Genomic DNA, 14628 nt, shown 5'->3' with positions numbered 1-14628 from the left:
TTTTTTGTGAGATTTTTTGGAAAAAAACGTTATAATAAGGTATGATAGAGAAAAGGGAGGCGCTGGAAATGGTACATACACGACAGAAAAAATATGATACAATTACTCATTATTTGAAAACGAATGGCGGTTCCCAAGTTACCTTGACCTTTACCCAGTTTGATGAATTGTTATTCCCTCATTCTGGTTTACCAAAAACTGCTAAGACAGATGTCGATTGGTGGGCGAACGATTATAAGCATCCAGAAAAAGGCGCTTATGGTTGGTTGAATGCGAGTTATCAAGTAGTTCAAGTGAATTTGGAAAAAGAATATGTGGTATTTAATAAATTGCTGAAGTCAGCATGGTACGTTTAAACCAGGATTGTATCCGCTTTAAAAAACAAGAATGATTGACAAAAATTAACTTTACACTATAATATTTTTAATAGATAATGTTGAAAATTGAAAAAGGCAATGGTAAAAGGGGCTGTTAAAATGTCAAAAAAAACAATTATGTTAGTTTGCTCCGCTGGAATGAGTACTAGTTTACTTGTTACAAAAATGCAAAAAGCAGCATTTAATCAAGGCTTAGATGCCCATATATTTGCGGCTTCTGCATCGGAAGCAGAAACAAATTTAGAAAATAATCCAGTTGATGTGTTATTGTTAGGTCCACAAGTTCGTTATATGAAGAGTGATTTTGAAAAGCGTCTATCACCAAAAGGTATCCCAACAGATGTCATTAGCATGTCTGATTACGGCTTAATGAACGGCGAAAAAGTCTTGGGTTTGTTAGCACAAGCAGATAAAAAAGAGTAAAAACAAGTTGTTTTTTCGAGAATCTTCGAAAAAGCAACTTGTCTTTTTTTTCGCAAAAAAGCTAGAGAAATGCGTATTTTATAATTGAGGTGGTTAACATGGAAGACTTGCATGGACGTAAAATAATTCTTGAAGAAACAGAACGTTCAATACAGACAAAACTGGTTTATTTATCAACAATGTTAGAGCGTTCACCCCTAACAATTCAATGTCAGCGGTGCGGGGAAGTCGTATCCAAAAAAGAAAACAGACTGGCGACAAATGTATACTACTGTCATGCGTGCATTCAATTAGGCCGTGTGACTTCTTGTCAAAAATTTTGTCATTTACCAGAAAGGCCCAATAGCCCAAGAACTGTCTTTTTTGAGTGGTCTGGACAATTAACAAAGGGACAGCAAGCGATCTCGGTTGAACTTTGTGAGACAGCAAAAGCAAGAAAGAATCGCTTAGTGTGGGCAGTTACAGGTGCAGGCAAAACAGAAATGTTATTTGCTGTTTTGCACCAAACCTTACAAGAAGGGGGGCGGATTGCGCTGGCTTCGCCGCGTGTCGATGTTTGCTTAGAACTGTTTCCCAGAATCCAAGCGGTTTTTCCTCACGAAGCAATTGCTTTACTTCATGGAAACAGTCAAGAGCCGTATCGTTATACGAAACTAGTGATTTGCACCACGCATCAATTATTGAAATTCCATCAAGCATTTGATTTACTTATCGTTGATGAAGTCGACTCTTTTCCTTTTGTTAATAACGAGCATCTTTATTATGGAGTGCGTAACGCACGAAAAAAAAGAAGTAGTTTGGTGTACTTAACAGCAACCCCTACGAAAGAATTGCGGAAGCTTTTACAGCAAAAGAAGTTAGCGGCCAGTATTTTGCCAGCAAGATATCATCGTAGGCCATTACCTGTGCCACGCCGATTTTGGGTTCAGTCGTGGCAACGTCTTTCTAGCAAAAATATTAAAATCATTGCATATCATTTGAAACGTTTATTGGTGCGTAATTCAGTTTTACTATTTTGCCCAAGTATTTCATTAATTCACCAATTGCATGCATTAATATCTGAGCGATTTTCCGACAAAAAAGTTGTCGCCGTTTATGGTAGTGATGAGCTTCGTCTAGAAAAAGTTCAAGCAATGCGTCAGCAGAAAACGGATATTTTGATCACTACAACCATTTTAGAACGTGGTGTGACTTTTGATGCAGTCTCAGTTATTGTTTATGGTGCCAATCATCGAGTCTTCACTTCTTCAACACTTGTCCAAATTGCGGGTCGAGTCGATCGAAGACAAGAATTCAATTACGGCGAAGTTTTATTTTTACATGATGGGGAAACAAGAGACATGAAAGAGGCAATTCGGCAAATAAAGCAAATGAATCGCTTGGCTAGCAAACGAGGGATGTTAGATGGATTGTAAAAATTGCGCAAGCCCCATTCGTTTGGAGATAACATTAAAAATGCTCTTATGTTTTAAAAAATGGGCGAGGCCTTCACTTTGCCAGCACTGCCAAGCAAAGTTCCAGAAACTGCCAATGATAGGCACTTGTTTTGGCTGTAATCGCGTCAGCCAAGAGCGCTATTGTTTTGATTGTCAAAGGTGGCAGCTGCTTTATCCCGAGTATTCTTTTCATAATGCAGCGTTGTTTCATTATGATGAAGGAATGCAAGAGTGGATGGAACGCTATAAATTTCAAGGAGACTATCGCTTAAGAATGTGTTTTAACGAGGAAATCAACTTTTACTTTCAGCAACAATCTGCGGACTATATTATTCCGGTGCCCTTATCCGAAAAGCGAATGCAAGAACGAGGCTTCAACCAAGTAATTGGCTTACTAGAAGCGGCTGATGTTCCGTACAGCCCTTTTTTAATTAGAAAAGAGGAAAATGTTCCGCAATCTAAGAAAACTAGAAAGGAAAGGATGCAGTTGCAACAACCATTTGCCATCCAAAAAGAAAATCAAAAAAAATTAAAAAATTGTTCTATTATTTTGGTAGATGACATCTATACCACTGGACGAACTCTTTTCCACGCAGCTGCTGTTATCAATGACTGTTATCCTAAAAGTTTGAATACGTTTACTCTCGCGCGGTAAAAAGAAAAGAATTCATAAATTTGATGACTATTTTGTTGGCAAAACCCAGATTATTCGATATAATGAAATTAAGAAGAAGGGAATTAAAGAGTGGTCCTTTAATCTTTTCTTTACTGGTAGATGAAAGGGGTAATTGTTATGTTTAGATATAATGTACGTGGAGAAAATATCGAGGTAACCGAAGCGATTCGAGACTATGTTGAGAAAAAAGTCGGTAAATTAGAAAGATATTTCAGCGATTCACCTGAAGCAACGGTTCACGTGAATTTGAAAGTGTACACTGAAAAAACAGCCAAAGTCGAGGTTACTATTCCTCTTCCTTATCTAGTTTTACGAGCTGAAGAAACGTCACCTGATTTATACGCAAGTATTGATTTGGTTGTCGATAAATTAGAACGACAAATTCGTAAATTTAAAACAAAAATCAACAGAAAATCTCGTGAAACAGGACGTAACAATACAAAAGCCGCTGTCTTCTTAGTTGGTGAAGAAACAGAAGAAACACCTTCAGAATTAGACATCGTTCGTACAAAACGTCTATCATTAAAACCGATGGACAGTGAAGAAGCTGTCTTACAAATGAACATGTTAGGACACAACTTCTTTATTTTTGAAGATGCTGAAACAAATGGAACAAGCATTGTTTACCGTCGTAAAGATGGCAAATATGGCTTGATTGAAACAGACTAAAGCTTAAAATAAGAGCTGAAATGCCTTCGTGCATTTCAGCTCTTTAAACATCTTTAAAGCACGGAGTAAAGAAAAATAAAGAAATACATAAAATAACTTTAAAAGTTCCTCTTTTAAAGGAAAATGTCTGCAAAATAGAGAGAAATGGTTTTCTTTCTCGTCAAGTAATGATAAAATAAAACGGATAGATTGTGCTTCTTGTACAAAAAGGATACAAAAATAAAAAGAGGTAATTGAAAGGAACACAGATACCAATGGCAAATTTTTTGAAAAAAATGATCGAAAACGATAAAAAAGAATTAAGACGATTAGAAAAAATCGCCGATAAAATTGATGCACATGCAAGTGCAATGGAACAACTAAGCGATGAACAATTACGTGAAAAAACAGATGAATTTAAAGCCCGTTATCAAAAAGGGGAAACCTTAGACGAACTATTACCAGAAGCGTTTGCGGTTGTCCGTGAAGCTGCTAAACGTGTACTAGGTTTATTCCCATACCGTGTCCAATTAATGGGTGGGATTGTGCTTCATGACGGGAACATTCCTGAAATGAGAACAGGTGAAGGGAAAACCTTGACTGCCACAATGCCTGTATACTTGAATGCACTATCTGGCGAAGGAGTACACGTTGTTACAGTTAATGAATACTTAGCAACCCGTGACTCTAACGAAATGGGAGAATTATATAATTTCTTAGGCTTAAGCGTTGGCTTAAACATTAACTCTAAATCTTCTGATGAAAAACGTGAAGCGTATAACTGTGATATCACTTATAGTACAAATAACGAATTAGGATTTGACTATTTGCGTGATAACATGGTTGTTTATCGCAGCCAAATGGTTCAACGTCCATTAAACTATGCAATTGTCGATGAAGTGGATTCAATCTTAATTGATGAAGCAAGAACCCCATTAATTATTTCTGGACAAGCTGAAAAATCGACAGCACTCTATACGCGTGCCGATAATTTTGTCAAACGCTTAAAAGAAGACGAAGATTACAAAATTGATATTCAGTCTAAAACAATTGGTTTAACAGAAGCAGGTATTGAAAAAGCTGAACAAACTTTCGGATTGGATAACCTTTACGATATTGAAAATACAGCATTAACGCACCATTTAGATCAAGCGTTACGGGCAAACTATATCATGTTATTAGACATTGATTACGTGGTTCAAGACAATAAAGTCTTAATTGTTGACCAATTTACTGGTCGTATCATGGATGGTCGTCGTTATTCTGATGGCTTGCATCAAGCGATTGAAGCAAAAGAAGGCGTCGAAATTGAAGATGAAACAAAAACAATGGCGACGATTACGTTCCAAAACTACTTCCGGATGTACAAAAAACTAGCCGGGATGACTGGTACTGCTAAAACAGAAGAAGAAGAATTCCGTGAAATTTACAATATTCAAGTCATTCAAATTCCAACCAATCGTCCAATTATCCGTGACGATCGTCCAGATTTACTTTATCCAACCTTAGAAAGTAAATTTAATGCAGTGGTGGAAGATATTAAAGAACGTTACCACAAAGGACAACCAGTGTTGGTGGGGACTGTTGCGGTAGAAACGTCAGAATTACTTTCTGATAAATTAAACGCAGCTAAAATTCCTCATGAAGTATTAAATGCGAAAAATCACTTTAAAGAAGCCGAAATCATTATGAATGCCGGTCAAAAAGGCGCAGTTACAATTGCAACAAATATGGCTGGTCGTGGAACGGATATTAAACTTGGTTTAGGTGTACTTGAACTAGGTGGTCTAGCGGTTATCGGGACAGAACGTCATGAGTCACGTCGTATTGATAATCAGTTGCGTGGACGTGCAGGACGTCAAGGGGATCCAGGGGTTTCACAATTTTATTTATCTTTAGAAGATGACTTAATGAAACGCTTTGGTTCAGAACGAATTAAAACATTCTTAGAACGAATGAATGTGCAAGAAGAAGATGCAGTTATTCAAAGTAAAATGTTTACTCGCCAAGTAGAGTCTGCTCAAAAACGTGTGGAAGGAAATAACTATGACACACGTAAAAATGTCTTACAATACGATGACGTGATGCGCGAGCAACGTGAAGTTATTTATGCGCAACGACAAGAAGTAATTATGGAAGAAAATGACTTGTCTGATGTATTGATGGGCATGGTAAAACGGACGATTGGCCGAGTGGTGGATAGCCATACACAATTAGAAAAAGAAGAATGGAATTTAGATGGGATTGTCGATTTTGCAGCCTCAACACTTGTCCATGAAGATACGATTTCTAAAAAAGACTTAGAAAATAAATCGGCTGAAGAGATCAAAGACTATTTAGTGGCACGTGCGCAAGAAGTATTTGAAGAAAAATCTCAACAATTGAATGGTCAAGAACAATTGCTAGAATTCGAAAAAGTAGTCATCTTGCGTGTTGTCGATACTAAATGGACAGATCACATTGATGCAATGGATCAATTACGCCAATCTGTCGGCTTACGTGCGTACGGTCAAAACAACCCATTAGTAGAATATCAAACAGAAGGTTATTCTATGTATAACAATATGGTGGGTTCAATCGAATATGAAGTAACACGTTTATTCATGAAATCGGAAATTCGCCAAAATGTCCAACGTGAGCAAGTAGCTCAAGGACAAGCGGAACATCCAGAAACAGAACAAGATGCAGCTGCACAAAGCAACACAAGTGCGAAGCGTCAACCTGTGCGTGTAGATAAAAAAGTGGGCCGTAATGATTTATGCCCATGCGGAAGTGGCAAAAAATTCAAAAATTGTCATGGAAGAAACGCTTAATTAAAGAAAAAACGCAGGGTGGGGCAATTTGTCCCGCCTTTGCTCTTTTTACAATAAAGAGAAAGAAGGAATCATTTTGGAAAACCCAGAAATTCGTACATTATTAGACGAAATGACACAAAAAATTACTAGCTTCAGGAGGTCTCTTTGACTTAGACCAGTTAGAAGAAGACATTGCCGAGGCGGAAAATCGGATGGGAGAACCTGGTTTTTGGGACAACACAGAAACGGCTCAAAAGCTAATTAACGAAACCAATAGTTTGAAAGAAAAATATCAACAATTTCATCAGCTCTCTGAGGAACTTGACGAATTAACGGTGATGTTTGAATTACAACAAGAAGAATATGATGCAGAGATTCAAGAAGAATTGGAAGAAAGAATTCATCTCTTGCAAGAACGTTTAACAACGTATGAGCTATCCTTACTACTAAATGAGCCATATGATCATAATAACGCCCTAATTGAATTACACCCTGGTGCCGGTGGTACTGAATCACAAGATTGGGGAAGTATGCTTTTACGAATGTATACACGTTGGGCAGAAAGTCACGGTTTCCAAGTTGAAACGTTGGATTACCAAGCTGGAGATGAAGCAGGGATTAAAAGTGTCACCTTATTAATCAAAGGTTACAATGCTTATGGTTACCTAAAATCTGAAAAAGGTGTCCATCGTCTTGTGCGGATTTCGCCCTTTGATTCCGCTAAACGCCGTCATACTTCGTTTTGTTCAGTTGATGTAATGCCTGAATTAGACGACACAATAGAAATTGCGATCAATCCAGATGACTTAAAAATTGATACCTATCGAGCAAGTGGTGCTGGTGGTCAGCATATTAATAAAACAGAATCGGCTGTTCGAATCACACATATTCCAACAGGTACCGTTGTCGCAAGCCAAGCACAACGTTCTCAATTAAAAAACCGTGAGCAAGCAATGAGTATGTTAAAAGCCAAATTATATCAATTGGAAATGGAAAAGAAAGCCCAAGAAGCAGCAAGTTTACGTGGTGAACAAATGGAAATTGGCTGGGGCTCACAAATCCGTTCTTACGTGTTCCATCCGTATTCAATGGTCAAAGACCATCGGACAAATTACGAAACCGGCAATGTACAAGCTGTGATGGATGGAGACCTTGATGGTTTCATTGATGCCTACTTAAAACAGCGCTTAAGTTAAGCTCTTCATTAAATTGAAATAAAAATGTAACTTAATGCAAGAAGTTTGCAATATTGACATGTTATAATGAGTAGGATTGAAGAAAAAAGAGATGGAGAGAACGCCATGATTGAAATGAAAGATGTAATGAAGAAATATTCGAATGGTACAACAGCGATTCGAAATATTTCAGTAGAGATTGACCAAGGCGAGTTCGTCTATGTGGTTGGTCCCTCAGGTGCAGGGAAATCAACCTTTATTAGATTAATGTATCGTGAAGAAAAAGCAACAAAAGGTAATTTGACAGTTGCAGGTCATGATTTAATGAAAATAAAAAATAAAGAAGTTCCTTATTTACGTCGTGAAATCGGCATCGTTTTCCAAGACTATAAACTATTACCAAAGAAAACTGTGTATGAGAACGTGGCCTATGCGATGCAAGTTATCGGACGGCGTCCTCGCGAAATCAAAAAACGCGTGATGGAAGTTTTAGATTTAGTCGGTCTAAAACATAAGGTACGTGTTTTTCCAAGCGAACTTTCTGGTGGGGAACAGCAACGGGTATCCATTGCACGAGCAATCGTAAATACACCGAAAGTTTTAATTGCCGATGAACCAACTGGGAACTTAGATCCAGAGAATTCATGGGAAATCATGAAATTGTTGGACCGGATTAACGCACAAGGAACAACAGTCGTGATGGCAACGCATAATAGTACAATTGTAAATACGATTCGTCACCGTGTTATTGCCATTGAAAATGGTCGCATTATCCGTGACCAAGTGGAAGGAGAATACGGCTACGATGATTAGAACATTCTTTTCTCATTTATTTGAAAGTATCAAAAGTTTAAAACGGAACGGTTGGATGACTGTTGCCTCAGCAAGTGCGGTTACAATTACATTAGTTTTAGTTGGTATTTTTATGGGCGTTATTTTTAATGCAACGAAACTTGCTGATGATGTCGAAAAAAACGTGACAGTGTCAGTTTTTGTCGATATTGGTACAAAACAAAATGAAATGAAAACATTAGAAAAACAACTTAAAGGATTAGACAATGTTGAAGATATTTCTTATTCAAACAAAGATCAACAATTGAAAAAAATCCAAGAACAAATGGGGGATGCCTGGAATCTTTTCGAAGGCGACAGTAACCCATTATACGACGTGTATTATGTCCGTGCAAAAACACCAGAAGACACGAAAGATATTGCGAAACAAGCAGCTAAATTCCCAAGTGTTTTTAAAGCCGATTACGGTGGTGTAAACTCAGACAAAATCTTTAAAATCGCTCAAACCGTTCGAACTTGGGGCTTAGCAGCTGCTGCATTACTTTTATTCGTTGCAGTGTTCTTAATTTCCAACACCATTCGGATTACGATTTTATCTCGTCAAAAAGAAATCCAAATTATGCGTCTTGTAGGAGCGAAAAACAGTTTCATTCGTTGGCCGTTCTTCTTAGAAGGTGCTTGGATTGGGTTGATTGGCGCAATCGTGCCAGTCATCATTATGACGTTAGGCTACCATCAAGTTTATAACATGTTTAACCCGCAGTTATTGCGTTCGAATTATTCATTAATTCGTCCAGAAGATTTTATCTGGAAAGTTAATCTATTAATGATTGCAACAGGAATGATTATTGGATCACTAGGTTCAGTTATTTCAATGCGTCGTTTCTTGAAAATTTAAACGAAAAAAAACTCTCCATTTTGGAGAGCTTTTTTTCGTTTAGTTTTAAAATACTTGTTATTTAATTTAAGAGTTTTCTCAGTTGTACCAACAAATTGATAACTTATAATTTTCAAGTCCTACATATAATGGTAAAATAGAATGGATTGAAATTAATTGGAGGAATAATGAATCGATGAAAAAAAGATTGCTATTATTTATTGGTTTGGCAAGTATACTTACTTTGACAGGATGTGCAAAATGGATTGATCGTGGTGAATCCATCACAGCAGTAGGCTCATCAGCTTTACAACCATTAGTAGAGACAGCGAGTGAGGAATATCAAAGCCAAAATCCGGGAAGATTTATTAATGTCCAAGGTGGCGGAAGCGGAACAGGTCTGAGTCAAGTCCAATCTGGCGCGGTAGACATTGGTAATTCTGATTTATTTGCAGAAGAGAAAAAGGGCATCAAAGCGGAAGACTTAATTGATCATAAAGTTGCTGTTGTTGGGATTACACCAATCGTTAACAAAAATGTCGGTGTCAAAGATATCTCAATGGAAAATTTAAAGAAAATCTTTTTAGGTGAAGTAACAAACTGGAAAGAACTTGGCGGGAAAGACCAAAAAATTGTTATTTTGAACAGAGCGGCCGGTAGTGGTACGCGTGCGACTTTTGAAAAATGGGTCTTGGGAGATAAAACAGCCATTCGTGCGCAAGAACAAGATTCCAGCGGCATGGTTCGTTCCATTGTTTCTGATACACCAGGGGCGATTAGTTATACCGCATTTTCATATGTTACTGATGAAGTAGCTACGTTAAGTATTGATGGTGTTCAGCCAACAGATGAAAATGTAATGAACAATAAATGGATTATTTGGTCTTATGAACACATGTACACTCGTAAAAATCCAAGTGATTTAACCAAAGAGTTTTTAGACTTTATGTTGTCAGATGATATCCAAGAACGTGTGATTGGTCAATTAGGGTATATTCCTGTTTCGAAAATGGAAATTGAACGGGATTGGCAAGGAAATGTCATTAAATAATTCTCTTAACACAAAATTTACAAACTTAACATAAAATTTACATGTTATTAAAAACAAATTGATGTAAAAAAGGTACACTATTTTTATCTGTAAAAGTTGGATTGTTTGAGGAGGAAATATTCTTGGAAGATGTACAGAAAAAATTATTAACAAAATCGAAAAGAGCCAAGATGGAGCAACGAGGGAAATTTATTAGTTTCCTATGTATTGCCTTAATTGTAGCAGTGGTTGTTTCAATTTTCTATTTTGTTGCAAGTAAAGGACTTGCTACATTCTTTAAAGATAAGATTAATGTGTTTGATTTCTTATTTGGAACAAACTGGAACCCAAGTGATATCGGCGCAGACGGTAAACCCATGGTTGGGGCTTTACCAATGATTGCGGGTTCCTTTATTGTAACGTTTTTGTCAGCGATTGTTGCGACGCCATTTGCGATTGGAGCGGCTGTTTTTATGACAGAAATTTCACCTAAAAAAGGAGCGAAATTTTTACAACCAGTTATTGAATTACTTGTAGGGATTCCCTCTGTTGTTTATGGATTTATTGGTTTATCTGTCATTGTTCCTTTTGTCCGTTCAATCTTTGGCGGAACTGGCTTCGGTATTTTAGCTGGTACGTTTGTGCTATTTGTCATGATTTTACCAACGGTTACTACGATGACCGTAGATGCATTAAAAGCTGTGCCTCGACATTATCGTGAAGCGTCGTTGGCGCTTGGTGCTACGCGTTGGCAAACGATTTATAAAGTTGTCTTGCGGGCAGCTGTGCCTGGTATTTTAACTGCGGTGGTCTTTGGTATGGCTCGTGCGTTTGGTGAAGCCTTAGCAATCCAAATGGTAATCGGAAATGCAGCTGTGATGCCAACTAGTTTGACAACACCAGCTTCGACACTAACAAGTATTTTGACAATGGGGATTGGGAATACAATTATGGGAACAGTTGAAAACAACGTTCTTTGGTCTTTAGCCTTGATTCTATTGTTGATGTCTTTACTATTCAACATTGTTATCCGAATTATCGGTAAGAGAGGAGCCTTAAAATAATGAATGCAAAAAAAGCAGATAAAATCGCAACAGGTATCTTATATGCCGTATCTGGCGTCATTGTTTTAATTTTGGCGGCCTTACTGATTTACATTTTAGCTAGAGGAATTCCGCATATTTCGTGGGAATTTTTAACACAACCATCTAGAGCCTATCAAGTTGGTGGTGGGATTGGTATTCAGCTGTTTAACTCACTATATTTACTATTGATTACAATGATTATTAGTATTCCAATTTCATTGGGTGCTGGAATTTACTTATCGGAATATGCGAAAAAGAATTGGTTAACTGATTTAATTCGTACCTCGATTGAAATTTTGAGTTCATTGCCTTCCGTTGTTGTCGGGCTGTTCGGCTTCTTGATTTTCGTTGTACAAATCGGATATGGTTTTTCAATCTTATCAGGTGCGTTAGCATTAACATTTTTTAACTTACCATTATTGACTAGAAATGTTGAGGAATCTTTGAAAGCCATTCATTATACACAGCGTGAAGCGGGGTTAGCCTTAGGTCTTTCACGTTGGGAAACAGTTAAAAAAGTTATTTTGCCAGAAGCGTTACCAGGAATTTTGACAGGTGTTATTTTGAGTTCTGGTCGGATTTTCGGTGAAGCCGCTGCGCTAATTTATACAGCAGGACAAAGCGCACCTGCCTTAGATTTCAGTAATTGGAATCCATTGAGCGTTTCAAGTCCAATTAGCATTTTCCGTCAAGCGGAAACGTTGGCTGTGCATATTTGGAAAATTAATACCGAAGGAACGATGCCAGATGGCGCTGCGGTCTCAGCAGGTGCCTCCGCTGTGTTAATTTTAGTAGTTTTACTTTTCAATTTCGGCGCTCGTTTTATCGGCAACCGTCTTTATAAGAGAATGACATCAGCTTAATGTTAGGGGAATTAGCATGAAAGAATACAATTTAAATGATACCCATTTACTTCAACTAGATAGCCAAAAAGACCCGATTGCGTTACACACGGAAGACTTACATGTCTTTTACGGGGACAATGAAGCTATCAAAGGTGTTGATTTACAATTTGAAAAGAACAAAATAACCGCCTTAATTGGACCTTCTGGTTGCGGTAAATCCACGTATTTACGTTCGCTAAATCGTATGAACGATGGCATTGCCAATTCACGTGTTACTGGAAAAATCATGTATAAAGATGTCGATGTCAATACGAAAGAAGTTGACGTCTACGAAATGAGAAAACGCATTGGCATGGTTTTTCAGCGGCCCAATCCATTTAGTAAATCTATCTATGAAAATATCACATTCGCATTGAAACAGCATGGTGAAAAGGATAAGAAAAAATTAGATGAAATCGTTGAAACAAGTTTGAAGCAAGCCGCACTTTGGGATCAAGTGAAAGATAACTTAAACAAAAGCGCCTTAGCTCTGTCTGGTGGGCAACAACAACGTTTGTGTATCGCTCGGGCAATTGCGATGAAACCAGATATTCTGTTGTTAGATGAACCGGCAAGCGCGTTAGATCCGATTTCAACAGGAACGGTTGAAGAAACGTTAGTGAATTTAAAAGATGATTACACGATCATCATTGTGACACATAACATGCAACAAGCGGCGCGGATTAGTGACTATACAGCTTTCTTCTATATGGGTAAAGTCATTGAATACGACCATACAAGAAAAATCTTTACACGACCAAAAATTCAAGCAACGGAAGACTACGTTTCAGGACATTTTGGTTAGGAGGAGCAAGATGGGCAAAGAAATTATTTCATCAAAAGATTTACATTTATATTACGGGAAAAAAGAAGCATTGAAAGGCATTGATTTAACTTTTAATCAAGGAGAATTAACTGCCATGATTGGTCCTTCTGGTTGCGGGAAGTCAACGTATTTACGTTGCTTGAATCGTATGAATGATTTAATCCCAGACGTAACTATTACTGGAAGTGTTGTCTATAAAGGAAAAGATATTTATGGACCGAAAACAGATAACGTTGAATTACGTAAAGAAATTGGGATGGTTTTCCAACAACCTAATCCATTTCCATTTTCAGTTTATGAAAATGTGATTTATGGCTTGCGCCTAAAAGGAGTCAAAGACAAGCAAGTCTTAGATGAAGCAGTTGAAACCAGTTTGAAAGCAGCTGCCGTTTGGGAGGATGTCAAAGATAAACTTCACAAAAGTGCACTTTCACTTTCTGGTGGACAACAACAGCGGGTTTGTATCGCTCGTGTTTTAGCTGTGGAACCGGATATTATTTTATTAGATGAACCAACTAGCGCCTTGGACCCAGTTTCTAGTGGTAAAATTGAAAACATGCTGTTAACATTAAAAGAGAAATATACCATGATTATGGTGACACATAATATGTCACAAGCATCACGGATCTCTGATAAAACGGCCTTCTTTTTACAAGGTGATTTAATTGAATTTAATGACACGAAAAAAGTATTTTTAAATCCAAAAGAAAAACAAACAGAAGATTACATTTCTGGTAAATTTGGTTAAAAGGGGGAAAAAGAATGTTACGGACACAATTTGAAGAAGAACTATTGAATCTGCACAATCAATTTTATGAAATGGGTATGATGGTTAGTAGTGCCGTCCATAAATCTGTTAAGGCATATATTAATCATGATAAAAAATTGGCTCAAGAAGTGATTGATCGCGATATTGAAATTAATGATATGGAAGTCAAACTTGAGAAAAAGAGTTTTGAAATGATTGCGTTACAACAACCAGTGACAACGGACTTACGTATGATTATTACTGTTATGAAAGCTAGTTCGGATTTAGAAAGAATGGCGGACCATGCCGTTTCAATTGCTAAATCAACGATTCGCTTAAAAGGAGAAACACGTATTCCTGAAATCGAAAAAGAAATTTCAGATATGTCTGATTATGTGAAAAAAATGGTGGATAATGTTTTAATCGCCTATGTTAAAACGGATCAAAAAGATGCACGAATGATTGCACAAATGGATGATCGTACTAATGAATATTTCGATAGTATTTACAAACATGCCGTAGAAGCAATGAAAGCTAATCCAGAAACGGTCATTAGCGGAACTGATTATCTACATGTGGCACAATACTTGGAAAGAATTGGCGACTATGTCACAAATATTTGTGAGTGGATTGTTTACTTGGCAACTGGTAAAATTACCGAATTGAATAGTAATCGTGACGAACAATTTTAAGAAAAACAAATAAAAAAACTAGGAGACGGCCTTTTTTAGACCAATTCCTAGTTTTTTTAGCGTAAAATGAGCTGATTTTATAAAACTAGTCCTTACTAATGAGAAGAAATCGTTCTTAAGTCCTATGACAAATGATCAAAAACAAGGCATAATAATGCATGTAA

The 14628-nt window shown here is 37.2% G+C and carries 15 protein-coding genes; all 15 read left to right on the top strand.

Going from position 1 to position 14628, the window contains the following annotated elements; translation table 11 throughout:
• Positions 1–68 precede the first annotated feature (68 nt).
• The 15 genes from IGJ90_RS08085 to phoU all read left to right on the top strand — a co-directional run bounded on the left by IGJ90_RS08085 (position 69) and on the right by phoU (position 14464).
• Positions 69–356 (top strand): DUF7662 domain-containing protein, encoded by a 288-nt coding sequence (locus IGJ90_RS08085; RefSeq protein ID WP_002357286.1) that lies wholly within the window; start codon positions 69–71, stop codon positions 354–356.
• A gap of 120 nt (positions 357–476) precedes the next feature.
• Positions 477–800 (top strand): PTS sugar transporter subunit IIB, encoded by a 324-nt coding sequence (locus IGJ90_RS08080; protein WP_438767947.1) that lies wholly within the window; start codon positions 477–479, stop codon positions 798–800.
• A gap of 98 nt (positions 801–898) precedes the next feature.
• On the top strand, positions 899–2215 hold the full coding sequence (locus IGJ90_RS08075; protein ID WP_104659755.1) for a DEAD/DEAH box helicase: 1317 nt from the start codon (positions 899–901) through the stop codon (positions 2213–2215).
• Positions 2205–2891 (top strand): ComF family protein, encoded by a 687-nt coding sequence (locus tag IGJ90_RS08070; RefSeq protein WP_002366799.1) that lies wholly within the window; start codon positions 2205–2207, stop codon positions 2889–2891. The genes IGJ90_RS08075 and IGJ90_RS08070 overlap by 11 nt, the downstream gene beginning before the upstream one ends.
• A 138-nt stretch (positions 2892–3029) precedes the next feature.
• A complete protein-coding gene (gene hpf, locus IGJ90_RS08065) occupies positions 3030–3581 on the top strand; it encodes a ribosome hibernation-promoting factor, HPF/YfiA family (RefSeq protein ID WP_002357293.1) in 552 nt (183 codons plus the stop codon).
• A gap of 254 nt (positions 3582–3835) precedes the next feature.
• A complete protein-coding gene (gene secA, locus IGJ90_RS08060) occupies positions 3836–6373 on the top strand; it encodes a preprotein translocase subunit SecA (RefSeq protein WP_002381826.1) in 2538 nt (845 codons plus the stop codon).
• A gap of 76 nt (positions 6374–6449) precedes the next feature.
• Positions 6450–7551, top strand: a protein-coding gene (prfB, locus tag IGJ90_RS08055) for a peptide chain release factor 2 (RefSeq protein WP_111997025.1) whose coding sequence is annotated in 2 segments (ribosomal slippage) — positions 6450–6521 and positions 6523–7551 — 1101 coding nt in all. Because the reading frame shifts where the segments join, the coding sequence is not laid out codon by codon here.
• Between the two features lie 105 nt (positions 7552–7656).
• Positions 7657–8343 carry a cell division ATP-binding protein FtsE gene (gene ftsE / locus IGJ90_RS08050; protein ID WP_002361935.1) on the top strand — a complete coding sequence of 229 codons (687 nt, stop codon included), beginning with the start codon at positions 7657–7659 and terminating at the stop codon, positions 8341–8343.
• The gene (ftsX, locus tag IGJ90_RS08045; RefSeq protein ID WP_002360154.1) at positions 8336–9220 is read left to right on the top strand and encodes a permease-like cell division protein FtsX; all 885 of its coding nucleotides are present in this window, start codon (positions 8336–8338) and stop codon (positions 9218–9220) included. Before ftsE ends, ftsX begins: the two co-directional genes overlap by 8 nt.
• Before the next feature lie 175 nt (positions 9221–9395).
• Positions 9396–10250 (top strand): phosphate ABC transporter substrate-binding protein PstS, encoded by an 855-nt coding sequence (locus IGJ90_RS08040; RefSeq protein WP_002357298.1) that lies wholly within the window; start codon positions 9396–9398, stop codon positions 10248–10250.
• A gap of 122 nt (positions 10251–10372) precedes the next feature.
• Positions 10373–11293, top strand: a complete 921-nt coding sequence (pstC, locus tag IGJ90_RS08035) for a phosphate ABC transporter permease subunit PstC (RefSeq protein ID WP_002357299.1) — start codon at positions 10373–10375, stop codon at positions 11291–11293.
• Positions 11293–12177 (top strand): phosphate ABC transporter permease PstA, encoded by an 885-nt coding sequence (gene pstA, locus IGJ90_RS08030; protein WP_002357300.1) that lies wholly within the window; start codon positions 11293–11295, stop codon positions 12175–12177. Before pstC ends, pstA begins: the two co-directional genes overlap by 1 nt.
• A gap of 16 nt (positions 12178–12193) precedes the next feature.
• A complete protein-coding gene (gene pstB / locus IGJ90_RS08025; protein ID WP_002357302.1) occupies positions 12194–13003 on the top strand; it encodes a phosphate ABC transporter ATP-binding protein PstB in 810 nt (269 codons plus the stop codon).
• 10 nt (positions 13004–13013) lie between these two features.
• The gene (gene pstB / locus IGJ90_RS08020) at positions 13014–13772 is read left to right on the top strand and encodes a phosphate ABC transporter ATP-binding protein PstB (protein WP_002357303.1); all 759 of its coding nucleotides are present in this window, start codon (positions 13014–13016) and stop codon (positions 13770–13772) included.
• 14 nt (positions 13773–13786) lie between these two features.
• Complete coding sequence (phoU, locus tag IGJ90_RS08015; protein WP_002357304.1) at positions 13787–14464, top strand: phosphate signaling complex protein PhoU; 678 nt, start codon at positions 13787–13789, stop codon at positions 14462–14464.
• Positions 14465–14628 lie beyond the last annotated feature (164 nt).

Origin of the sequence: Enterococcus sp. AZ129 (genome assembly GCF_051714505.1) — a bacterium.
Classification (GTDB): Bacteria; Bacillota; Bacilli; order Lactobacillales; family Enterococcaceae; genus Enterococcus; species Enterococcus faecalis.
This window is presented reverse-complemented; position numbering and strand designations above follow the sequence as displayed.

What these genes read in the sequence shown, in the direction of transcription:
- IGJ90_RS08085 (WP_002357286.1), top strand. Translation starts at nt 69, where the DNA reads ATGGTACATACACGACAGAAAAAATATGATACAATTACTCATTATTTG.
- IGJ90_RS08080 (WP_438767947.1), top strand. Translation starts at nt 477, where the DNA reads ATGTCAAAAAAAACAATTATGTTAGTTTGCTCCGCTGGAATGAGTACT.
- IGJ90_RS08075 (WP_104659755.1), top strand. Translation starts at nt 899, where the DNA reads ATGGAAGACTTGCATGGACGTAAAATAATTCTTGAAGAAACAGAACGT.
- IGJ90_RS08070 (WP_002366799.1), top strand. Translation starts at nt 2,205, where the DNA reads ATGGATTGTAAAAATTGCGCAAGCCCCATTCGTTTGGAGATAACATTA.
- hpf (WP_002357293.1), top strand. Translation starts at nt 3,030, where the DNA reads ATGTTTAGATATAATGTACGTGGAGAAAATATCGAGGTAACCGAAGCG.
- secA (WP_002381826.1), top strand. Translation starts at nt 3,836, where the DNA reads ATGGCAAATTTTTTGAAAAAAATGATCGAAAACGATAAAAAAGAATTA.
- ftsE (WP_002361935.1), top strand. Translation starts at nt 7,657, where the DNA reads ATGATTGAAATGAAAGATGTAATGAAGAAATATTCGAATGGTACAACA.
- ftsX (WP_002360154.1), top strand. Translation starts at nt 8,336, where the DNA reads ATGATTAGAACATTCTTTTCTCATTTATTTGAAAGTATCAAAAGTTTA.
- IGJ90_RS08040 (WP_002357298.1), top strand. Translation starts at nt 9,396, where the DNA reads ATGAAAAAAAGATTGCTATTATTTATTGGTTTGGCAAGTATACTTACT.
- pstA (WP_002357300.1), top strand. Translation starts at nt 11,293, where the DNA reads ATGAATGCAAAAAAAGCAGATAAAATCGCAACAGGTATCTTATATGCC.
- pstB (WP_002357302.1), top strand. Translation starts at nt 12,194, where the DNA reads ATGAAAGAATACAATTTAAATGATACCCATTTACTTCAACTAGATAGC.
- pstB (WP_002357303.1), top strand. Translation starts at nt 13,014, where the DNA reads ATGGGCAAAGAAATTATTTCATCAAAAGATTTACATTTATATTACGGG.
- phoU (WP_002357304.1), top strand. Translation starts at nt 13,787, where the DNA reads ATGTTACGGACACAATTTGAAGAAGAACTATTGAATCTGCACAATCAA.